Annotated in this window: 22 protein-coding genes; 11 read left to right on the top strand and 11 right to left on the bottom strand. The window is 70.2% G+C overall.

The features are described from left to right. The 7 genes from J4H85_RS01155 (at position 1) to J4H85_RS01125 (ending at position 5,107) form a co-directional block, all read left to right on the top strand. Complete coding sequence (locus tag J4H85_RS01155) at positions 1 to 1,161, top strand: CPBP family intramembrane glutamic endopeptidase (protein WP_243893292.1); 1,161 nt, start codon at positions 1 to 3, stop codon at positions 1,159 to 1,161. Then, positions 1,158 to 2,531 carry a hypothetical protein gene (locus J4H85_RS01150; protein WP_208236089.1) on the top strand — a complete coding sequence of 458 codons (1,374 nt, stop codon included), beginning with the start codon at positions 1,158 to 1,160 and terminating at the stop codon, positions 2,529 to 2,531. The genes J4H85_RS01155 and J4H85_RS01150 overlap by 4 nt, the downstream gene beginning before the upstream one ends. 98 nt (positions 2,532 to 2,629) lie before the next feature. Next, complete coding sequence (locus tag J4H85_RS01145) at positions 2,630 to 2,953, top strand: YtxH domain-containing protein (RefSeq protein WP_208236087.1); 324 nt, start codon at positions 2,630 to 2,632, stop codon at positions 2,951 to 2,953. Next, on the top strand, positions 2,950 to 3,414 hold the full coding sequence (locus J4H85_RS01140; RefSeq protein ID WP_208236085.1) for a phage holin family protein: 465 nt from the start codon (positions 2,950 to 2,952) through the stop codon (positions 3,412 to 3,414). Before J4H85_RS01145 ends, J4H85_RS01140 begins: the two co-directional genes overlap by 4 nt. After that, a complete protein-coding gene (locus tag J4H85_RS01135; RefSeq protein ID WP_208236083.1) occupies positions 3,411 to 3,671 on the top strand; it encodes a hypothetical protein in 261 nt (86 codons plus the stop codon). Before J4H85_RS01140 ends, J4H85_RS01135 begins: the two co-directional genes overlap by 4 nt. Before the next feature lie 208 nt (positions 3,672 to 3,879). Continuing rightward, positions 3,880 to 4,665 carry a uroporphyrinogen-III synthase gene (locus J4H85_RS01130; RefSeq protein WP_208236081.1) on the top strand — a complete coding sequence of 262 codons (786 nt, stop codon included), beginning with the start codon at positions 3,880 to 3,882 and terminating at the stop codon, positions 4,663 to 4,665. A gap of 28 nt (positions 4,666 to 4,693) precedes the next feature. After that, positions 4,694 to 5,107, top strand: a complete 414-nt coding sequence (locus tag J4H85_RS01125) for a hypothetical protein (RefSeq protein WP_208236079.1) — start codon at positions 4,694 to 4,696, stop codon at positions 5,105 to 5,107. Positions 5,108 to 5,116: 9 nt separating this feature from the next. Here the strand turns inward: J4H85_RS01125 and J4H85_RS01120 are convergent, their stop codons facing one another. From J4H85_RS01120 to J4H85_RS01095, 6 genes are all read right to left on the bottom strand, one after another. Beyond that, entirely contained in the window at positions 5,117 to 6,037 is a 921-nt protein-coding gene (locus J4H85_RS01120) for an AEC family transporter (RefSeq protein WP_208236077.1), read from the bottom strand. Continuing rightward, a complete protein-coding gene (locus tag J4H85_RS01115) occupies positions 6,037 to 7,752 on the bottom strand; it encodes a thiamine pyrophosphate-binding protein (protein WP_208236075.1) in 1,716 nt (571 codons plus the stop codon). The genes J4H85_RS01120 and J4H85_RS01115 overlap by 1 nt, the downstream gene beginning before the upstream one ends. Continuing rightward, positions 7,749 to 8,531, bottom strand: a complete 783-nt coding sequence (locus J4H85_RS01110; protein WP_208236073.1) for a cyclase family protein — start codon at positions 8,529 to 8,531, stop codon at positions 7,749 to 7,751. The genes J4H85_RS01115 and J4H85_RS01110 overlap by 4 nt, the downstream gene beginning before the upstream one ends. A gap of 53 nt (positions 8,532 to 8,584) precedes the next feature. Further along, entirely contained in the window at positions 8,585 to 9,373 is a 789-nt protein-coding gene (locus J4H85_RS01105; RefSeq protein WP_208236071.1) for a response regulator, read from the bottom strand. Then, the gene (locus tag J4H85_RS01100; RefSeq protein WP_208236069.1) at positions 9,370 to 10,635 is read right to left on the bottom strand and encodes a sensor histidine kinase; all 1,266 of its coding nucleotides are present in this window, start codon (positions 10,633 to 10,635) and stop codon (positions 9,370 to 9,372) included. Before J4H85_RS01100 ends, J4H85_RS01105 begins: the two co-directional genes overlap by 4 nt. A 71-nt stretch (positions 10,636 to 10,706) precedes the next feature. Then, on the bottom strand, positions 10,707 to 11,879 hold the full coding sequence (locus J4H85_RS01095; RefSeq protein WP_208236067.1) for a hypothetical protein: 1,173 nt from the start codon (positions 11,877 to 11,879) through the stop codon (positions 10,707 to 10,709). A gap of 170 nt (positions 11,880 to 12,049) precedes the next feature. Between J4H85_RS01095 and J4H85_RS01090 the strand changes: the two genes are divergently transcribed. The 4 genes from J4H85_RS01090 (at position 12,050) to J4H85_RS01075 (ending at position 15,281) form a co-directional block, all read left to right on the top strand. Next, a complete protein-coding gene (locus J4H85_RS01090) occupies positions 12,050 to 12,454 on the top strand; it encodes a GntR family transcriptional regulator (RefSeq protein WP_208236065.1) in 405 nt (134 codons plus the stop codon). After that, positions 12,451 to 13,395: an ABC transporter ATP-binding protein gene (locus tag J4H85_RS01085; RefSeq protein ID WP_208236063.1), complete on the top strand. Its 945-nt coding sequence runs from the start codon at positions 12,451 to 12,453 to the stop codon at positions 13,393 to 13,395. The genes J4H85_RS01090 and J4H85_RS01085 overlap by 4 nt, the downstream gene beginning before the upstream one ends. Positions 13,396 to 13,397: 2 nt before the next feature. Then, positions 13,398 to 14,108: a hypothetical protein gene (locus J4H85_RS01080; protein ID WP_208236061.1), complete on the top strand. Its 711-nt coding sequence runs from the start codon at positions 13,398 to 13,400 to the stop codon at positions 14,106 to 14,108. A 66-nt stretch (positions 14,109 to 14,174) separates the two neighbouring features. Then, the gene (locus J4H85_RS01075) at positions 14,175 to 15,281 is read left to right on the top strand and encodes an acyltransferase family protein (RefSeq protein ID WP_208236059.1); all 1,107 of its coding nucleotides are present in this window, start codon (positions 14,175 to 14,177) and stop codon (positions 15,279 to 15,281) included. Here the strand turns inward: J4H85_RS01075 and J4H85_RS01070 are convergent. From J4H85_RS01070 to J4H85_RS01050, 5 genes are read right to left on the bottom strand one after another with little or no spacing between them, the layout of a single operon-like run. Beyond that, complete coding sequence (locus J4H85_RS01070) at positions 15,271 to 17,169, bottom strand: ABC transporter ATP-binding protein (protein WP_307863301.1); 1,899 nt, start codon at positions 17,167 to 17,169, stop codon at positions 15,271 to 15,273. The two genes, J4H85_RS01075 and J4H85_RS01070, sit on opposite strands and share 11 nt — an antisense overlap. A 52-nt stretch (positions 17,170 to 17,221) precedes the next feature. Next, the gene (gene ribH, locus J4H85_RS01065; protein WP_208236057.1) at positions 17,222 to 17,707 is read right to left on the bottom strand and encodes a 6,7-dimethyl-8-ribityllumazine synthase; all 486 of its coding nucleotides are present in this window, start codon (positions 17,705 to 17,707) and stop codon (positions 17,222 to 17,224) included. Continuing rightward, the gene (gene ribB / locus J4H85_RS01060) at positions 17,704 to 19,038 is read right to left on the bottom strand and encodes a 3,4-dihydroxy-2-butanone-4-phosphate synthase (RefSeq protein WP_208236056.1); all 1,335 of its coding nucleotides are present in this window, start codon (positions 19,036 to 19,038) and stop codon (positions 17,704 to 17,706) included. Before ribB ends, ribH begins: the two co-directional genes overlap by 4 nt. A 34-nt stretch (positions 19,039 to 19,072) precedes the next feature. Beyond that, a complete protein-coding gene (locus J4H85_RS01055; protein WP_208236055.1) occupies positions 19,073 to 19,792 on the bottom strand; it encodes a riboflavin synthase in 720 nt (239 codons plus the stop codon). Next, on the bottom strand, positions 19,792 to 21,066 hold the full coding sequence (locus J4H85_RS01050; RefSeq protein WP_208236054.1) for a bifunctional diaminohydroxyphosphoribosylaminopyrimidine deaminase/5-amino-6-(5-phosphoribosylamino)uracil reductase RibD: 1,275 nt from the start codon (positions 21,064 to 21,066) through the stop codon (positions 19,792 to 19,794). The genes J4H85_RS01055 and J4H85_RS01050 overlap by 1 nt, the downstream gene beginning before the upstream one ends. Between the last annotated feature and the right edge of the window lie 4 nt (positions 21,067 to 21,070).

Below are 21,070 nucleotides of genomic sequence, written 5' to 3'. Positions count from 1 at the left end.
ATGACGATCCCGCAACCGCCGGAATCCGGTCAGTCGCCGTGGCCGCAGGAACCGCAGGCGGCACCGGACGCTGCCGCGCCTGCCGCAGCGCCGTGGCCCTGGGTGCAGCGGAAGCGCTGGCAGACCGTGGAGACCGAGGAGCTCGAGTACCACCGGCTGTTCCGAGGGGTGACGGGGTTCCGGTGGTGGAAGCCGCTGGTCGCTCTGGTGCTCGCCGCGCTCTACTACTTCACCCTGTCGCTCGTCTTCGGCATCGTGATGGGGCCGGTGCTCGTGCTGACCTCGGGCGTTCCGTTCGGCGACATGACGGCCTTCATGGAGAATTTCGAGCGCCTCCTCGTGCTCGATACCCAGGAACCGCTGTCGCTGGTGTTCGGCCTCGGGTCGGTCATCCTCATGATTCCCAGCGTGTGGCTGGCGCTCCTCAGCGTCGGCATCCGGCCGCTCGGACGCGCCTGGTCAGTGGCGCTCCGCGTGCGCTGGGGGCTCGTGTGGAAGACGGCCGGGCTCGCCATCGCGTGCCTGCTCGTGACGAACGGGCTCAGCATCGTCGTGCAGATGCTGTTCTTCGACTCCCCGCAGGAGATGGCCGCAGAGATGCCGGAGATCGATCTCACCGCCGCCATGTGGTCGCTGCTGATCGTGCTGCTGCTCGTGCCGTTCCAGGCCGCAGCCGAAGAACTGGTCTTCCGCGGCTTCTTCATGCAGGTCATCGGGTCTTGGCTGCGCAGCCCGTGGCTCGCGATCCTGCTGCCGACGGTCGCGTTCGCACTCGCGCACATCTACGACATCTGGGGCATGCTCTCGGTCGGCGTGATGGGCCTCATCGCGGCGTGGCTCAGCTGGCGCACGGGCGGTCTCGAGGCCGCGATCAGCATCCACGTCGTGAACAACCTCATCGCCTTCGGGATCATGGCCTCGGGGCTCAGCGGATCCACGGCGCAGGAGTCCGAGACCGGGGGGTCATGGGTCTCGATTCTCGTGCAAGCCGCCGGACTGCTGCTGTTCCTCGTGCTCACGATGGTGATCTTCCGCCGAGGCGGATACGGTCGGACCCGCATCGATCTCATCCAGGTTCCGGCGCTCGATCCCGAACCGCGGATCGCTCCCGGACCGCACCCGGGGCATGCCGATGGGCCGGCGGGCGAGGCGCGACCGTGATCGACGCGGTCGTCACCGGGAACAGCCTGCCCGCGCTCGCCGCGGCTCTCGATCTCGCGGAACTCGGTCTTCGCGTGCGGGTCGTCGACCGCGGTGATGCGGTTCGCGCGCTCGACGGCCCGGCGCTCGACGGCGACGGAGCGCTGCGCGATCTCATGGCGCACCTCGCTGCACCGATCGCGGAGGGCGACGACGTGGACGTGCAGGTTGCCCCACTCCTGGTGCCGCCGGCGCCGGTATGGCTGAAGGATGCTCGGGGCGGGTGGACGCGGCAGCCGCTACCCGCGGTCTCGGGCGTGCCCGCCGTTCCGCTCGCACACGAGGCCTTGGCGGTCCTGGGGAGCGGGGCGGCGTTCCGCGCGTACCTGGACCGGATCGCACCCCTGCTGACGATCGGGAAGACCCGTCGACTCGGCGCGCTCGTCGACAAGCGACTCGGCCCCCGCGTGCGCGAGCGGCTCGTCGAGCCGTTCGCGATCGAGCGGTTCGGCGTCGGTGCGGCAGACGTCGATGCGGCGGTGGCAGCCCCCGGCCTGAACGAGGCGATGAGCCGCTCGGGTGCACTGACCGGCGGAGTGCTCGCAGAAACCGACCGCGATGTTGCACGTGAAACCGCCGTGGTGCCGACCGGCGGGTGGGACGCCCTGGACGTCGCGCTCCGTCGACGACTTCGTGCCTACGACGTCGATTTCACCGATGCGCCGCCCGCGGCCGTCGAGCGCAGTGCTACCGGATGGCGCGTGCGCGACGACGCCGGGACGGTGACGGAGGCGCGAGCGCTCGTCGTCGATGTCGGTCGGAGTGCCGCCGCTGTGCCGCCCGCACTGGACGCGGAGACCGCGGAGGCGCTGCGCGATGTGCTGCAGATGATGCGCGTGCGCACCCGCGCCAGGGTGCGCGTCATCGCCCCCGACGATGCGCCGGAGGACGCCGTGAGGCTGCTGCGCTGCGTCACCGTACCCGGGGAGGCCCGCGTCGGAGCGCAGGCGAGCGAGACGTGGGCGGTGCGTCTCGAGCGGCAGGAGTCGGGTCACTGGGTGGCGATGCTCGCCGGCCCGGCCGCGACGCCGGACACGGATCACACGGCCGCCCCGGTCTCGGTCGCCGCGCTTGCGCGCGTGCTCGAAGCGGCCGCAGTGCGCGAGGCGCCGGGAGCCGAGTGGATGGTGCTCCAGGTGTCGGCGGAAGTTCCGACGCTCGAGGATCGGGCCCGTGAGCGCTCCGCGGCTGCGGCCTTCGCCGAGGATCACGCGGGCGCGTTGCTGGTGGTCGGGCGTCGCGTGCACGAGGACTCGCTCGCCGCAGCCGTGCAGTCCGCCCGCGAGGGATCGGTGCCGCTGCGGAGGCACCTGACGGGCATCGCGGACTGAAACGCAGCACGGCGACCGTATTGCTGTCAAGGAATATGACTGAACGATCTGCGGCTGTAGGGTTGGCAGAGACGCACACACCAATCTCTGGAGGCAAGATGAAAGGCAAAGTCGCGTTCGTTCTCGGAGCCGCCGTCGGGTATGTGTTGGGAACCCGTGCCGGTCGTGCCCGCTACGAGAAGATCAAGTCGGGGGCCAAGGCCGCCTGGGAGTCCGAGCCCGTGCAGAACGGTGTCGCGGTCGTGCAGGGCGCCGCGTCGGCGAAGGTCGCCGAGGTGAAGGCGGCAGCGTTCGATGCCGGCAAGGATGCACTCGCCGCCGTCATCGGTTCGTCCAAGACGTCGCACGGCAGCTCGACATCGCAGAGCAGTTCGACATCATCGCGGGAATCCGAGTCGCAGGCGAAGCGAGACGCCCGATGAGTCGCCGCTCCGACCAGCCGGGCACCTTCGAGCTGCTCGCGAAGCTGCCCCATCAGATCATCCAGCTCGTCAAGCTCGAGATCGCGAACGCGAAACGCGAGGTGACCGCGAAAGCGAAGCGGCTGGGCATCGGCGCGGTCGCCGTGGTCGTGGCGCTGTTCTTCGTGTTCTTCGCCCTTGAGGCGCTCGTCGTCGCCGCCATCGCCGGTGTCGCCGTCGTGTGGCCCGTGTGGCTGTCGGCGCTCGTCGTGGCCGTCGGCCTGCTGGTGCTCGCCGGCCTCGCGATCTTCGCCGGCATCATGCTCATGAAGAAGAACGTTCCCGTGCCATCGGAGACGCTGCACCGTTTCGAGGACGACGCGAAGGCGATGTCCGAGGTCCGCATCAACGCCGAGGACACCCCGGCGGCTGCCGGCGGCAGCGAACTGCCCCGAGTCGGAGAGAAGGGAAACTGGCGATGAGTCAGGAGCACGTCGAGAGCGTCACCGAGACCGAGGCAGTGCGCGCCGAGCTGTACGACACGCTCGCCCACCTCCGCGACCGACTGAACTATGCCAGACGGTTCGATCACGCCGTGGCCAGGACTCGCGCTCGCCTCGCGCGGCAGCAGCGGGAGAACCCCGTGGCATTCGGTGCCGGCGTGGCGGGTGTCGCCGCGATCGCCGGGCTCGCCGTGTGGCGTGTTTCGGTCGCCGTCGCCAGGCGCGCCGCCGACTGAGTCCGGATGATCCGCTCGACGACACCTTCGTCAGACGGATCACATTTCGGTTGCGTTCCCGCGTGACCGCCGCCCCGTTTTGCGTCTTGCGCGGCGCAGAGTAAGAATAGGGTTCAGCGGAAGCAGTGCTTTCTGAGCTGCGACCGGAACCTCACGCATGAGGAACCGGAGCGTTCCGAGTGTGGTTCGAGCGAGTGAAGAGGAGTCTATGTCGGCTGAGTCGAAACCGCTCAGCGGTCTCCGCGTCCTCGTGCCTCGCGGCGGCACCTGGGGTGAACTGGTCTCCAAGGCGCTCCGTGAACAAGGTGCGAGTACGGTGATCGCCCCGCTAGTGGACTTTGGTCACACCAGCGAAGAGGACAAGCTCGTCGATGCACTGCACCGACTCGAGGCCGGCGATTTCCAGTGGATGACCGCGACGAGTGCCACCGTGGTCGACGTGCTGGCACACCACCAGGCGGTGATCCCGAAGCACACCGAGGTCGCGGTCGTCGGTGAGGCGACCCTGCAGGCGTTCGAAGCCGCAGGCTATGAGGTGGCCCGGACACCCCAAGACGGTGACAACACCACCGAGGGTCTGTTGAAGGTCTGGCCCGAGATCGAGACCGACGAAGTGCTGAAGGTCCTCACACTTAGGTCCGATGTGGCGAAGCCGGTATTGACCGAAGGTCTCATCAGTCGCGGCCACGACGTGACGCAGGTCGTCGCGTTCCGCACCGTCGGCGTTCCCGCGTCCGTGCATATCCGCGAGGACGTGCAGTCGGGGCGCATCAACGCGCTGCTGATCGCCTCTCCGGCGATCGCGCGAGAGGTCGCGAAGCAGTTCCCCGACATCCCCGAGAACACGATCGTGGCGTGCGTGGGCCCGCACACCCACGAGGCCGCGATCGACTCGGGAGTGAAGCACACTGCCGAGCACGTCGAGTCGGACATGAAGCACGCGCTGATCGAGACCGTCGAGTCGGTCATCGATCAGAGCGATATGCTCGACTAGTTCCATACGACCGGGCAGACTGGAACTCATGGCAAGACTCCAGGTGCATGCAGATCGGCTCGTCATCCAGCTCACCCGCGGCGAGCAGGTCCTCGCGATGCATCGCGGTGATCTGGTGATCGATCGTTCGCGGATCACGTCGGCGATCATCACCGACGATCCCTGGGTCTGGCTGCGCGGGTCCCGGGTGATCGGCAGCCGTATCCTCGGGCGTACCGCGTTCGGTACCTGGCGGCATCTCTCGGGCAAGGATTTCGCGCTGCTCCGCAAGGGGCGTCACGCCGTCGTCATCGATCTCGACGAGGCTTCGGCCGCGGCAGCGGGCGACTTCGACGACCACGTGCGGGTCATCGTCTCCACCGAGCACGCCGCCGACCTGGTGCGCGCGCTCCGGCTCGAGCAGCCGGGCGAGCACGGCGTGTTCACCACCGAGACGCTGTAGCGGGCGCGTCTACGACTGCAGGAACCAGGCGATCGCCGCGATGATCGGGAGCGACGCGAACGTCGTCACCAGCACGGTGTCGCGGACCATGATTTCACCGCGCTGATACGTCGCGGCGTAGTTGTAGACGTTCTGCGCAGTCGGCAGCGCCGAGATGATCGTTGCGACGAACGTCTCGTGCGGGGAGAGCCCGAACGCGATCGACAGGCCCCATGCGGCGAGGGGCATCAGGAGCAGCTTGATCCCCGTCGCGGTGAACACGGCGGCGCGCCCGCTGCCGCGCTGCAGCGCTCGCTGCCCGTGCAACGAGATGCCGAAGCTCAGCAGTACCATCGGGATCGCGGCGCCGCCGATCATCTCGATCGGTGCGAGTGCGAGCTCGGGGACGGGGATGCCGATGAGCGCGAACGCGAGGCCGGCGACCGATGCCAGGATGATCGGATTCGAGGCGGCGCGCCCCAGCGCCAGGAATGCCCCGCGCTGGTTGCCGCGCGTGGTCTCGAGAATCGCCAGGATGGTCGGCGCGAAGAGGATCAGCTGCACGAGGATGAGCGGCGCGACATATGCCGCGTCGCCCAGGATGTACACGGCGACCGGAAGCCCGAGATTGTTCGAGTTGACGTACCCGGCGCACGTGGCGCCGAGTGTCGTCGCGCCGAGGTCGCGCTTGAACCACAGGCGCGAGGCAGCGACGAAGACCCCGGCCGCCACGATGGCCGAGACCGTCGTCACCAGGATCACGGGGGACACGATGATCGAGGGGTCGCTACGATGCAGCACCGTGAACAGCAGCGCCGGGGTGGCGACGGAGAACGCCACCCGGTTGAGCACGAGGCGCTGCTCGCCCTTGACGACTCCGAACCGGCCGGCGAGGTACCCGACGCCGATGACACCGAGAATGACCGTGAACCCCTGGATGATGCCGAACATCAGTGCCCCCTGAACGCTTCTGCGAGCCACCAGGACCCGCCATCGCTGGCGATGCGGGCGTCCAGGACGATCGGCGGCACGGCCTCGCCGTGCGCGCGTCGTGCGAGCCACGCCGTCAGCGGCGCGAGATCCTCGAGGGAGCGCACCGTCACCCCCTCCGCGCCGAACCCGCGCGCGATCGCCGCGATGTCGGTCGGCGGGAAGACCACCGTCGAGAGATCCGCGTCGGCCCCGAAGTGATGAACTTCTGCGCCGTAGGCGTCGTCGTTGTACACGATCGCCACGAGCGGCAGGCCGAGGCGCACGACCGTCTCGAGTTCGGCGATCGACATGAGCATGCCGCCGTCGCCCGCGCCGAGTACCGGAAGACGATCCGGGCGCGCGGTAGCGGCTCCGATTGCCGTCGCAAGGCCGAGGCCGACGGATTGGAACGCCTGGGTGAAGCAGAACCCGGATGCGTCGGGTACCGCGAGGTACGCGGACGGGTACCCCATGAAATTGCCCGAATCGACGGCGACGATGCGTTCAGCGGGGAGCAGGCGATCCAGCTGGGCGCTCAGGAGTCGGGGATCGATGCGGGCATCGTCCCCCGGAGATCCGGAGAGGACGTCGTCCACGGGAACGTCGGCCCAGCGCGCGCCGCGGGAGAGGCGCTCGCGCACCTCGGGCGACCGGTACGAGCGGTCGTCGGAGGGTCCCTCGGGGGAGCGCTCGCGCAGGAGCGCGGTGACCGCCAGTGCCGTGGCGCCGGCGTCGCCGACGACTCCCACGTCGATCGAGCGGTGGAGCCCGAGCGCTGCGGGGTCGTCGTCGATCTGCGCGATGGTGGCGGTCGGGGAGAGGAGGCGGCCGTGGCGCGTCGTCCACATGTTGAGCGCGCACCCGACGGCGACGACGAGGTCGGCCCCGGCGATGAGTTCCGCACTCACCGGCGAAGCGAAGCCGCCCGATATGCCGAGCGCGAACGGATCGTCGGCGAAGAGCCCGTTCGCGACCGCGGAGGTGGCGAGCAGTGCCCCGCTCGCCGCCGCGAGGTCGCGCAGCGGATCGCCGGCCCCGCGCGCGCCGCGGCCGGCGACGATCACGGGGCGGCGGGCGGCGTGCAGCGCATCGGCGAGTGCCGTCGCATCTGCCGCGGCCGCCTCGCGCGGTGCCGGGGGAGGCGGCGGCTCCAACGACTCCAGGGCCGCGAGCGACTCGACGGGAGCCGGTGCCGCCTGCACGTCGAGCGGCAGATTCAAGACGACCGTACGGCGGTCGTCGCGTGCCGTGACGAATGCCGCGACCACCTCGGCGAGGGCGGTCTCGGCCGAGGTCACCCGGCGGGCCTCCGCGGTCAACGCCAGACCGAACCCCGACTGGTCCATCGCGAAGTTCGAGCGCGCCTCCGCGGCTTCCGCGGCGAGCACGAGCACCGGCGTGCGACTCTTCGCCGCCTCGGCGATGCCGGTTGCGGCGTTGGTCAGGCCGCACCCCTGGTGCACGGACACGAGGGCGACCGTCTCGCTCATGCGCGCGAACGCGTCGGCCATGGTTGCCGCCCCGCCCTCGTGGCGAGCCGCGGTGACGGGCACCCCGGCGGCGCGCAGGGCGTTCGTGACGTGGAAGTTGCCCGACCCGACGACGCCGAAGCAGTGGCCGGCTCCCAGGCGGGCGAGCGCCCGTCCGACCAGAGCGGCGACCGACGCCGATCCTTCGGCAGCGGGGCCGGTCACCGGGTCGCAGCCTCGACCAGCGCGTACACGCGGGCCGGACTGCCCGTGCCGCCCACGATGGGGAGCGGGGCGACGACGATCGCCGCCCCCTTCGGCGGGAGCTCACCGAGATTCTGCAGCGACGTGATGCCGTACTTGTCGGCACCGAGCAGGTGATAGTGCACCGGGAACGGGGGGATCAGCTCGGCTCCGCGCCCCGCATCGATGCCGACGGTCTCGACGCCGACGCCCGAGATCTCGGCGCGCCCCGCGAGCCACTCGGCGCACTCGGCGGTGAAACCCGGAGTGTGCGAGCCGGTCGCATCGGTGTTCAGGAAGGCGCGCTCGTCGTCGGCGTACCGATCCCAGCCGGTGCGCAGCAGCAGCCACGTGCCCGGCTCGAACCTGCCGTGCGCCTCCTCCCAGGCTTCGACGTGCGCGATGTCGAGGAGGAAGTCGGGGTTCTTCGTCGCCTCAGCGGTGAAGTCGAGCACTGCCGCGGGCCCGATGAGGCGCTCGGGCGGCAGCTGCGAGACATCGTGTCCGTCGCGACCGCTGATCCAGTGGACCGGCGCATCGATGTGCGTGCCGACGTGCTCGCCGGTGTGAATGTTCGCGTGCTTCCAGAACGGTCCGGGCTCGTCGTACGCGCTGACGGTCTCGAGCGAGAAGTCGATGAGGTTCGCGAACGGCTCGGGCAGGCGCAGTGCCGGAGTCGAGGCCTGCAGTCGGTTCGTGAGATCGATGACGCGGAGCGAGCCCGACCCGATGGCCGACAGGAGTTCGGGAATGAGCGTCATGAGTCCTCCTCGACGGGGTCCGGTACACCGTCCAGCCTAGTGCTCCCCCGGAATCACGGATCGACCGGCGGCACCGCGAGACGGTACAGCACTTCCGGTCGACCCCGCGCGCCGTACCGGTGCGACAGCGAGATCGCGCCCGATCGAGTGAGATGATCGAGGTAGCGCCTGGCGGTGGCCCGCGAGATCTGACAGCGCTCGGCGAGATCGTGGGCGGAGGTCGGCCGTGTGCGGTCGAGCGCGGAGAGCACCTGCCGCATCGTCACCTCCGAGATGCCTTTCTTCGGAGCGATCACCGGTATCCCGGACGTCGAGGTCGTCGGCGCGGGGTCGTGCGTCCCGGTCCCGGATCGGTGCATCGGGATCGGCGCGGTGCCGGGGTCCGCGCGCCCCACGCCGAGCATCCGATCGATGTCGCCCTGCCCGAGCAGCCGGTCGCGCTCGGCCGGTGCGTCTCGTGTCCAGTCCTCGCGGAGCGACCGCAGGCGCGCCGCGAGCGCCTCCTGCGTGAACGGCTTCACCAGGTACCCGACGATCTGGGCAGACAGTGCCTGCCGCACCGTGATCTGGTCGCGGGCCGAACTGATCACGAGCACCGCAGGGGCGGTGCCCGGATCCTGATGCAGGCGATGGAGCACCTCGATGCCGCTGATGCCGGGCATCTGCATATCGAGCAGCACGAGGTCGACGCCGCCGCGCTGCACCCGCGCCACCGCATCCTCGCCGGTCCCGGCGGTGCCGACCAACGCGAAACCGGGAGCCTCATCGACGAAGCGGCCGTGGAGCGCGCGCGCCCCGGCGTCGTCGTCGACGACCAGGGTGCGGATCGGTGCGGCGCTCATCGGTAAGCCCTCTCGGGCGCCGTCCGCTCGGGAACACGCAGATCGAACGAGAACCGGGCACCGCCGAGCGTCGACTCGCCGATCTCGATCGTGCCACCGCGATCGGTGACGATGCGGCGGACCAGGTTGAGTCCGATGCCCCGGCCCGCGCCGCTGCGATCGGGCTTCGAGGAGAAGCCGAGCGCGAATACCTGCGAGCGCTGCGACGGTGCGATGCCCGCTCCGTCGTCGTCGACCGTCCCATGCACCGCGTCCTCGGTCTCCACGAGCTGCAGGCGCACGCGAGACGCCCCGGCCTCGCCCGCGTTGCGGCACAGGTTCGTGACCACGAGCATGAGGTCGTCGTCGGGCGGAGTGCGCAGGTCGACGTCGGCGCTGAATGCGGTGCCGAGTGCGGCGAGATCGGATCGAAGCGCCTCGATCACGGCGCGAAGCAGGGGGTGCATGTCACCCCCGTCGTCGTCGGACGCGGTCTGCACGGGCGCGATGTCCTCGATGTAGCGCAGCGCCTCTGCCGAGTCGCCGTGCGAGACGAGACCGTGCAGCACGTGCAGTCGGGTGCGGAACTCGTGGGTCTGCTCGCGCAGCAGCGCGGTCGTCGTGCGCTGATGCTCCATCTCGCGCGTCATCTCGTCTGCACCGCGGAACCGTCGGCGGATCGCCGCGCTCACCAGCGTGTTCGCCAGCGTGCCGACGACGAGCGCGCCGATGATCCAGGGCAGCAGGTCGGCCACCGCCTCGCCGAAGTCCTCGGAGATGCTGGATTCGAGAATGCCGACGGAGAGGATGCCGATGACGTCGCCATCGTCGTCGAGCACGGGGGTCTTCGCCCGCAGTGTGAGCCCGCGGGTGCCGGCCTCGGTGTCGACGTAGGTCTCACCGGCGAGCGCCCGAGACGGGTCGGTGGAGACGTGCTGGCCGCGCTCGGAGGGGGTCGGGTGGGTGATGCGGATGCCGGCGTCGTCGGTGATGACGACGTAGTCGACCCCGGCCGCGCGCTGCACGACGTCGGTCAGCGGCTGCAGCTCGGCCGTCGCGGTCTCGCGATCCTGTACCACGGCGTTCCGCACCTGGTCGAGTTCGGCGAGGTGCGTGGCGACGTCCACCACCCGTTCCGTCGTCGCCGTCCGAATGCTGTGCTCCTGCACCGAGACCGCGATCGCGGCGGTGATGCCGACGCAGAGCAGCACGATGATCGATGGCAGCAGCAGCATGCCCAGCCGCGCGGCGCGCCCGCGAGGACGCACGGGAGCCTGGCCCATGAATCGTCCTCCTCCGTCGTCGGCGCTGATTCCGTGCAGCCCAGTGTACCGACGGCTTCCCGGGCCGTCCTTTAACGGGGTGAGCGCCCCTTCCATGCGTCCGCGACCGAGGAGAGCGCCCAGTAGACGATGCCGGCGAGCGGCCACACCAGCCAGGAGACGCCCCAGCTGTCGCCGAGGAAGCTCCAGGCAAGGTAGGTCGCGAGGGTGAGCGGCCAGAGCGCCGCTTTCGCGACCCGGATGACCGGCGGGTCAGGCGTGTCGTCGTCGGCGTGCGGGTCGTGGACGTCTTCCAGGGTCTCGGCCGGGCCGACGGCCCACGCGGCGGGGAGGAAGATGCCGAGTCCGAGCGCGACGAGCAGGAGGGTGCCTGGCACTCCGATGCCGGCGAGCTCGCTCGGCCACGGTCCGTCGGCACCGATGAGCAACCCGCCCGCGAGCGTGGGAATCGGGCTCAGGATCCAGCACCCCACCGCGATGACGAGGGCGCGAACGCGGCGTCCGTCTGCGTCCTCGCGTATGCCGCGCGCCCATGAGGTGACGGTCGGGTCTTCCTCGAAGCGCCCCTCGATGAGGCGCCGATGCGGATGCAGCACGCGGTTGCGCCGCAGGATCAGTGCGACGCCCGCGAACACGACCGCGGCAAGGACGGTGAGTCCGATGAGGCTGGACACCGATTCGGTGAGGGGAAAGCCCGGCAGTGCCGAGAGCGCGGGAAGCGTGAGGAGCGCGATCGGCGAGAGGACGAAGAGCACGACGGCGGCGGTGAGGAGTCGCTGCGCGACCCGTGCGTCCTCAGCGTAGGTCCGAGCCTCCTCGATCGTGACGGGCAGCAGCCCCGAGGCCGGGGGCGGCGGCACGAGCGCCGGTTCGGGTGACGGTTCGGGCGGAGGTTCCGGGAGGATGCGCGGCGAGGGCGGCGGGAGGTCGAGGCTGCCGCTGTCGATGGGCTGCGTGTCCGCCGAGGTGTCGACGGCGGCGCGCGGCCCGGCATCGGAGTGCGCGGCGACAGGGTGCTGTCGGGTGAGTTCCTCGACGATTCCGAGCCGAGGCGCGATGGCCTCCAGGTCGCCGTAGCGCGAGATCGCCTGCGCCGCGGCCTCGTGCTCGGAGCGTCCCGATGCGCGCTCCTCCCGGTACGCGCGCTCCATCAGCGCGTGCACCTGCGTTCTCGCCTCGCGCATTCGCGACGTATCCGGGTGCTGTGCGAAGAGCGTGTCGAGGTAGGAGCTGATGACGTCCACTGCGATTCCCCCTGGGTTCGACGCTGCGCTGCACCGGTCGTCGGCCGGGTCGGCACCGATGGTCGCACAACGTGGGGCTCATCATACGAGGGAAGCGGGAGCGATTGACAATCGAGGACAAGGTGGCTAGGTTCATTAGTGAAGTAATGAACCAGTGAAGAGGAGTCCGAGTGTTCGACGAAGACCGGCCGATCTTCCTGCAGCTCGCCGACCGCATCTCAGACGAGATCCTGCGCGGCGTCTATGCAGAGGGGGAGCAGGTGCCCTCGACCAACGAGCTCGCGGCGCATCTGCGCATCAACCCCGCCACGGCGGGGAAGTCGCTCAACCTGCTCGTCGACCGCGAGGTCCTCTTCAAACGTCGCGGACTCGGCATGTTCGTGGCGGAGGGAGCCCGAGCCCGCATCGCCGCGGCCCGCCAGGAGGCGCTCGTCGCCGCCTATATCGACCCCCTGCTCGACGAGGCCGTTGCGCTCGGCCTCGATACCTCAGCCATCACCGACCTCGTCGCGGACCGCGCGCGCACCCGCAGCGACTCCCGCGTCACGCACCGACACCCGGAGGGGACACCATGACCATCGCGATCGAAACCCGAGGCCTCACGCGCCGGCACCGCGGTACGCCGGCACTCGACGATGTGAACCTGCAGATCAGGCAGAACACGATCACCGGTCTGCTCGGCCGCAACGGTGCGGGCAAGACCACGTTCATGTCGCTTGTCACCGCGCAGGATCGCCCGACCTCCGGCGACGTCAGGGTGTTCGGGGAACGGCCCTTCGAACGCGCGGAGACTCTGGAGCAGATGTGCTTCATCCGCGACAATCAGCGCTACCCCGACGACTACCGCGCCAAGCACGCGCTGCGCGCAGCGCGCATGTTCTACCCGAACTGGGATCAGGCGCTCGCCGATGAACTCCTCGATGCCTTCCGCATCCCGCAGAAGGTCGTCATCAAGAAGTTCTCGCGCGGTCAGTTCTCGTCGCTCGGCATCGTGATCGGCCTCGCCTCCCGCGCGCCGGTCACGTTCTTCGACGAGCCCTACCTCGGCCTCGATGCGACGGCGCGCACCCGTTTCTACGATGTGCTGCTGCGCGACTACGCCGAGTACCCGCGCACCATCGTGCTCTCCACCCACCTCATCGATGAGATGGATCGCCTGCTCGAGCATGTGATCGTGCTCGACAACGGCAAGGTGGTGCAGGACGCGGCGATCGATGACCTTCGAGGGACAGCGCATCAGGTCTCGGGCAAGACCGACGCGGTCGCCGAGTACACCGCGAACGCCCGGGTGCTCAGTCGCCATCGCATCGGCGGGCTCGCCACCGCCGTCGTCGAGGGGCGACTCACCGCCGAGGATCGCGAGCGCGCGCACGATCTCGCCGTCGAGTGCTCCTCCGTCAGCCTGCAAGAACTCGTCGCCGCCTACGGATTCGACGCCGCCGACGCCGAGCACCGCCCCGACGACCTCGCGGCCCCGACCGCCTCCACTCCCGCATCCGCACCGAACGGAGCCTGATCATGCATCGCACGCTCAACGTCACCCGCCTGCACTTCGTGAAACCGCTCGTCTCACTCGGGACGCCGCTGCTCATCGTGGGCCTCGTGCTGGTCGTCACCTGGATCATCGCCGCGATCCTCATGCGCGCCGGACTCGACCCCGCCAGCGCCGAGTACGCGGACGGCGCGCGGCAGAATCTGGGGATGGTCTGGTCGCTGCCGGGCTTCCTCGTGTACTTCGGCGTCCAGGCGGTCGCCACGACCTTCCCCTACGCGCTCGCGCTCGGCTCGTCGCGCCGTGCGTACGTGCTGGGCACCGCACTCGCCAATGTGGCGATCGCGGCCTACGTCACGATCATCATGACCGCGCTGCTCGCGCTCGAGCTGGCGACGGACCACTGGTTCTTCGGCGCGTACGCGCTCGACAACGTCGCGTTCGGCAACGGCAGCTTCGGCGTCCTCATTCCCGCCGTCTTCCTGGGCACCCTCGTCGCGCTCAGCGTCGGCGGCGCCTTCGGCGCGGTCTGGGTCAGGTTCGGTGCCAAGGGCCCGACCATCGTCGCCCTCGCCGTCGCCCTCGTGCTCGTGATCGCGCTGCTCATCGTGGTGCCGCAGATCGGCGAGATCGTGGCGGCGATCACCCGCCCGCGCGTCGCTCTCGTCGCCGTGGTCATCGCCGCCGTGGCGATGCTCGGTACGTGGGCGTGCATGCGGCGCACCGCCGTCAGGTAGGCGTCGCGCATCGCGAGTTCACTCGCTGAGTCGACATCTCGGCCGTCCGGTTCTTAAGCTAGTGCCGTGACGGCCGAGACGACGCACCCCGATCGGGCACCCGAGAAACCCGGGGCCGGGGGTCGCGTCGCGCTCTGGGACAACGCGAAGTTCCTGGTGATCGTCCTCGTCGTCGTCGGGCACCTGATCTCGACGGTGCGCACCGAGACCGCGTTCGGGTTCGGTCTCTACGCGGTCATCTATCTGTTCCACATGCCCGCGATGATCCTGCTCTCCGGAATCTTCGCGAAGCTCGAAACGACCCCGAAGGCCGTGGTGTCCACGGCCCAGCTGCTCGCCACCTGGCTCGTCTGGGAGGCCATCTGGGCGGGGATCAGGCAGCTGGGCGGTGAGCGGGCGATCGGCGACGCGTTCCTCGTGTCTCCCGCGTGGACCCTCTGGTTCCTGGTCTCGCTCGCGACGATGCGCATCCTCTTCCCGTACATCGCGCGGTTGCGTCATCCGCTCACCTGCTCCGTCATCATCGCGCTGCTCGCCGGTCTGAGCCCGGAGATCGGCTCGGAGTTCTCGGCGTCGCGCACGCTCTGCCTGCTCCCGTTCTTCGTGCTGGGCTGGAAGCTGCGATCCGCCGGGTGGAGCGAGCAGCCGTGGTTCGCCCGACCGAGCGCCCGCGTGCGCGCGGCCGCCTGGGCCGGTCTCGCGCTCATCGCCGCCGTCTTCCTGCTGCTGCCCGACCTGATCGACCAGTGGCGCATCGACACCTGGCTCACCTGGACCGACCACTACGGCGCACTGTTCGCCGACGCTCCGCCCCTCGGGTTCGAACCGTCGCACGTCGTGCCGCTCGTGGCGGCCGGTATGGGCATCCGGCTGGCGCTGCTCGCGATCGCCGCAGGCATGACGCTCGCACTCCTGCTCATCACCCCCCGAGGCGGCTCGCGCATCACCGCCTGGGGTGCCCAGACACTGAGCGTCTACCTGCTGCACGGCCCCATCGTCTGGACGCTGCGGCACTTCGGTGCGGTCGATGCCATCGGCGGCCTCGGGGTCGCGGGCGTCGCGATCCTCGTCGCGATCGGCATCGTGCTGACCATCGCGCTCGCCGCCGGGCCGATCGCGCGCGCCGTGAGCCTGGTCACGACGCCGCGGATCGGCTGGCTCTTCACTCGCTGACGAGCAGTTGGTGCTGGGCGAGTTCGCGGTACAGCGGGACCGTTCCGATGAGTTCAGAGTGCGAGCCCACTCCCACGACGCGTCCCTCATCGAGGACGACGATCACGTCGGAATCGACCACCGTGGACAGGCGATGAGCGATGACGACGAGCGTGCGCCCGGTCGCCACGGAGTCGAGCGCGTCGCGCATGAGCCGCTCGTTCACCCCGTCGAGACTCGCGGTCGACTCGTCGAGCAGCAGGATCGGCGGTGCCGTGAGCAGCGCACGCGCGATCGCGAGCCGCTGCTTCTCACCGCCGGAGAGCATGACGCCGTGCTCGCCCACCTGCACGTCGAGGCCCGAAGCGACGCGCGCGTTGGCGGCCGAGCGGGCGACCAGGTCGTGCAGATTGACGGCCTTCAGCACGCGCTCGCACGCCGCATCCGTCGCCTCGGGGGCGCCGAGTCGCAGATTCTCGCGGATCGTTCCGGCGAGCACCGGAGCGTCCTGCTCGACGTAGCCGAGCTGCGCGCGCAGTTCGGCACGGTCGAGGGTGCGCAGATCGGCTCCGGAGAGCGAGACCGCGCCACTGTCGGGGTCGTAGAAGCGCTCGATCAGACCGAGAATCGTCGATTTGCCCGCACCCGACGGTCCGACGAGCGCCACCCGCGCACCCCGCGGCACCTCGAAGGTCACCCCGTGCAGCACCGGCGTCTCGACGATGTCGGGCGCCGCCGCCTCGGCGTCGCGCTGCGCCCCCCGCTTGCCCGCGTTCACGAGCGCTCGCGCATCCGCGCGGTCCGGCGCCGCTGAACGGTAGGTGAAGTGGACGTCGTCGAAGCGGATCGCGGCCGACGACTCGTCCGCCGCCTCGGCAAGCGGCACGATGCGTCCGATCGGGGACAGCTCGACGTCGCGGTCGGTCTCCGTCGGCAGGTGCGCGATCTCTTGGATCCGGCCCAGCGCGCCGAGAGCCTGGTTCACCGCCGAGATCGCGCCGACGGCCTGGCCGAGCGGCATGACCATGAGGAACAGGAAGATGATGAACGTGACGAGCTGCGAGATCTCGATCGCCCCGATGGCGACGCGGTACCCGCCGAGACCGAGCACCAGCAGGAAGGACACCTGCATGGCGAGGAACGAGATGGGCACGATGACGGCCGAGATGCGGGCGACTTTGAGGCCCAGCTGATAGGCGTCGGCCGCGTCGCGCTCCGTCGACTCCTGCTCGCGCGACGCTGCGCCCGCGGCCCGGATCGTGCGGATCGATGAGATCGAGCGGTCCACCTGCGCCGCGAGGTCGCCGACCTTCTCCTGCGCGCGGGCGACCGCCGGACGGATGCGCGCCGAGACGAGCACGACCACGACGAGGGCGACGGCGACGACGCCGAACGTGATGCCGAACAGCATCGGATCGATCACGAGCATGCCGATGAGCGCGCCGACGAAGACGAGCGAGCCGCTGATGGCCTCGACGAAGCCCTGCGTCAGCACGGCGCGGAGCAGCGTCGTGTCGCTGCCGATCCGCGACACCAGGTCACCCGTACGGCGGCGGTCGAACTGCGACACCGGCAGGTGCAGCACCTTCGCGATCAGGCGACGCCGACTGGTGAGCACGACGCCCTCGCCCATGCGCTGCAGCACGTAGTGCTGCAGACCCGAGAGCACGGCGTCGACGACGATGATGCCGGTCAGGATCCAGAGCAGCCAGCCGAGCGCCAAGCCCGCCTGGACGTTGTCGATCACCCGACCCAGCAGCACCGGCTGCACGAGCGACGTCGCGGCGCCGATGATGCCGAGCCCGAGCGCGAGCACGAGCGCGCCGCGCTGCTCGAACAGATAGGGGAGCAGTTCCTTCAGGGACGCTCGAGGGCCGCGGGGTCGGTCGTCAGGGGTCTCGTCAGCCACACCCTCCAGCGTAACCCCCACATCTGATGTGAGTCTGCGTGCCGGGGTCGGCTCAGGCGTTCCCGCCCGCCGCGCGGATGCTGCGCGTCTGCACAGCGAGGTGCAGCGCGGCCTCCGCCGCTTCGCGTCCCTTCGCCTCGGGCGCGCCCGGACGACCCGAGCGATCCAGCGCCTGCTGCTCGTCATCGGTCGTGAGCACCCCGAACCCGACCGGTTTACCGGTGTCGAGCTGCACCCGGGTGAGCCCGTCGGTGACGGCGGTGCACACGTAGTCGAAGTGCGGCGTGCCGCCGCGAATGATGACGCCGAGGCAGACCACGGCGTCGAACGACCCCTGCAGGGCGGCCTGCGCGGCGAGCGGCAACTCGAACGACCCGGCGACCCGGAACGACTCGGCCGTCGCACCCGCCTGCTCGATCACGGAAACGGCATCGGCCAGCATGGGATCGATGATCTCCTCGTGCCAGCTGCCGGCGACGACGGCGACCGAGAGTCCCGTCGCGTCGACCGTGAGGTTGGGGGCTCCTGCGCCGCTCATGAGGCGCTCCTTTCGTCGGGGTGCGCTGCCGCACCGTCGGTGGCCGGCTCTTCGGCGTGCGCCACATCGCCGGGCAGGGTGTGCCCCATGCGATCGCGCTTCGTCTCCATGTAGCCCAGGTTCGTCTCGGTCACCCCGACGATGAGCGGTACACGCTCCGTGACGACGACGCCGTGCGCCTCGAGCTGCGCCACCTTGTCCGGGTTATTGGTCAGCAGCCGGACGCGATCGATGCCGAGTTCGGCGAGGATCTCGGCCGCGGCCGTGTAGTCCCGCGCATCCGCGGGCAGACCCAGCTTCAGGTTCGAGTCGAGCGTGTCGAGACCCTGCTCCTGCAGCTGGTAGGCGCGGAGCTTGTTCGCGAGGCCGATGCCGCGTCCCTCCTGCCCGCGCAGGTAGACGACCACGCCGCCCCGGTCGTGCACGAGGTCGAGGGAGGCGCGCAACTGCGGGCCGCACTCGCACTTCAGCGAATCGAACGCTTCGCCGGTGATGCACTCCGAGTGGACGCGGACGAGCGGATCGGCGTCGGGCAGACCGTCGGGGGCCTGCGCGCTGAGCGCGACGTGATCCACCCCGAGGCGACGATCCCGGTACGCGCTGGCCCAGAACTCGCCGTGCTCGGTCGGGAGGCGCGTCTCGGCGCGCAGGCTGACCCGCCGGTGCGAGGACGCCGTGACGCGATCGTCCGCGGGGGCTCCTTCCGGATCCCGTTCGGCGAGGAACTCGATGAGCTGCGCGATGGTGATGACCGGGATCGTCTCACGTGCACCGAGCTCCATGAGCTCGGGCAGCCGCATCATCTCGCCGTCCTCGGCGACGATCTCGGCGATCGCGGCAACCGGACGCAGACCCGCGAGCTGCATGAGCTCGACCGCGGCCTCCGTGTGACCGTTGCGCGCCCGCACACCGCCGTCGACGGCCCGCAGCGGGAGGATGTGCCCCGGCCGGTTCACATCGCCGGGCACCGCGGTCGGGTTCGCGAGCGTGCGGAGCGTCGTCGCGCGATCGCTCGCGCTGATGCCCGTCGTGACTCCCGCGGCCGCATCGACCGTGACCGTGTACGCGGTGCTGCGCACGTCTTCGTTGCGCTCCACCATCATCGGCAGGTCGATCTGGTCGGCGATCTCGTTCGTCATCGGCGCGCACAGGAGCCCGGACGAGTGTCGCACCGTCCACGCAACCCACTCGGGGGTCGCGAGTTCGGCCGAGAGGATCACGTCGCCCTCGTTCTCGCGGTCCTCGTTGTCCGCGACGATGACGGGACGACCGGCGCGCAATGCGTCGAGCGCATCGGGGATCGCGGCGATGCCTGGGGCGGGTGCGGTCATGATCTGGGGCTCCTCAGTGCGGGCAGGGTCGGTGTCAGGCGGCCGGGGTGGGGCCGGTGGTCGGGGCGCCGGGTGCGGCGGCTGCGGGGGCGGCGGCTGCCGCCGTACCGGGTGTCGGCTGCTCGGCCGCGAGGTACGCGCGGACGCGCAGCAGGTGCCGCGCCACGATGTCGGTCTCGACGTTGACGCGATCGCCGGGCTCGAGCGTGCCGAGCGTGGTGGCGGCGAGCGTCTCGGGGATGAGGGAGACCTCGAACCACGCCTCGGGGGCGCGCGCCGCGGGATCGGAGACGTCGGAGACGGTCAGCGAGACGCCGGACAGGGTGATCGATCCCTTGCTCACCACGAGCGGCGCGAGGTCGTCGTCGAGGGCGAAACGCAGCACGCGCCACGCCTCGCCCGGGGTGACCGAGACGAGTTCCGCGGTGCCGTCGACGTGCCCCTGGACGATGTGCCCGCCCAGACGGCTGTCCGCCCGTGCGGCCCGTTCCAGGTTCACGCGCGCGCCGGGGCCGAGCTCGCCGAGTGTCGACATCTGCAGCGTCTGCCGCATGACGTCGGCGGTGAACGTGCCTCTGCCGTCCGCAGTGGCGTCTTGCGCGACCACCGTCAGGCAGACGCCGTCGACGGAGATGGAGTCGCCGTGCGACGCGTCGCTCGTGACCACGGGCCCCGCGACGGTCAGCCGGAGCGCGTCGTCGCCGGCGTCGATCCGGGTGATCTCCCCGGTCTCCTCGATCAATCCGGTGAACATCAGATCTCCTCCCTGCGTGCACGGGCTTCGGGGAACGATTCGGCGATCTCCTCGCGGCCGGAGACGCGCTGGCTCCAGCGGGCGCGGAGCAGCAGGTCGGCGCCGAGCGGCAGGGTCTCGAGCACCTGCAGTCGCCGCATCTCCGAGATGTCGGTGATGCCGAGATTGCCGAGCGAGACCTTCGGCCCGCCGAGCAGCGCCGGCGCGACGTACACGAGCAGTTCATCGACGAGGCCCGCCGCGATCATGCCGTTGATGATCTTCGGGCCGCCCTCGACGAACACGGTGTAGATGCGATACCGCGCGAGCGCCGAGAGCTCGGACTCGATGTCCACGCCCGGCAATTGGATCGGCTCGGAGATCTCGTGCGCCGCGAGCGCCGGGTGCTGGCGGACCCGCGCGTGCGGCGGGATCTCGCGGTTGCCGACGACGACCGGGATCGGCTGACGATCCGCCGGCACGATCAGCTGTCCGTCCGGCGTGCGCGCCGTGAGCTCGGGGTCGTCGGTGATCAGGGTGCCGGTGCCGATCAGAATCGCGTCCGCTGCCGCGCGACGTCGGTGCACGTCGGCACGGGCCTCGGGCCCCGTGATCCACTTGCTGGTTCCGTTCGCCGCTGCGGCGCGGCCGTCGAGGGTCTGCGCCCACTTCGCGATCACCCGCGGCCGCCGCGGGCGGGCCCCTCCGGCGCGCGAGGCTGCGGTCGCCGCGACGGAGACCGCGGACGCTCCGGTCGTCGTCGCGCCGGTGCGCGTCGTCGGCACCGACCCGGTCGCCGCCCCCGTGCGCGTCGAGGTGCCGTGCGCGGCGTCGTGCGACCCGCTCGCCTCACCGTTCAACCAGTGCGAGATCTGTGCCCGCGCCTCGCGCTCGAGCACGCCGCCGAGCACCTGAACGCCGGCGTTCCGCAGCGTCGCCGCGCCACCGGCGGACTCCCGGCCGGGATCGGCGACCGCGTAGGCGACCGCGCCGATCCCGATCGCGGCGAGCGCTTCGGCGCACGGCCCGGTGTGGCCCGTGTGGTTGCAGGGTTCGAGGGTGACGACGGCGGTGAGCTCGGCGGAGCGATCCCGCCACTCCTCGGGCAGGTGCGCGAGCGCATCGACCTCGGCGTGCGCCGTGCCGAGCCCGCGATGCCAGCCCTCGGCGACGATGCGTCCTTCGCCCTCGAGGATCACGCACCCCACCTGAGGGTTCGCGTTCTCCGCGGGGCCGCGGCGCGCCACCGTGAGCGCACGACGCATGGCGTCCTCGAGATCACTTCGCTGCAACATCCGG

This window comes from Leucobacter tardus, assembly GCF_017583045.1.
Lineage (GTDB): Bacteria > Actinomycetota > Actinomycetes > Actinomycetales > Microbacteriaceae > Leucobacter > Leucobacter tardus.
Note: the sequence above shows the minus strand (reverse complement) of the source record. Positions and strands in the feature narration are given on the sequence as shown.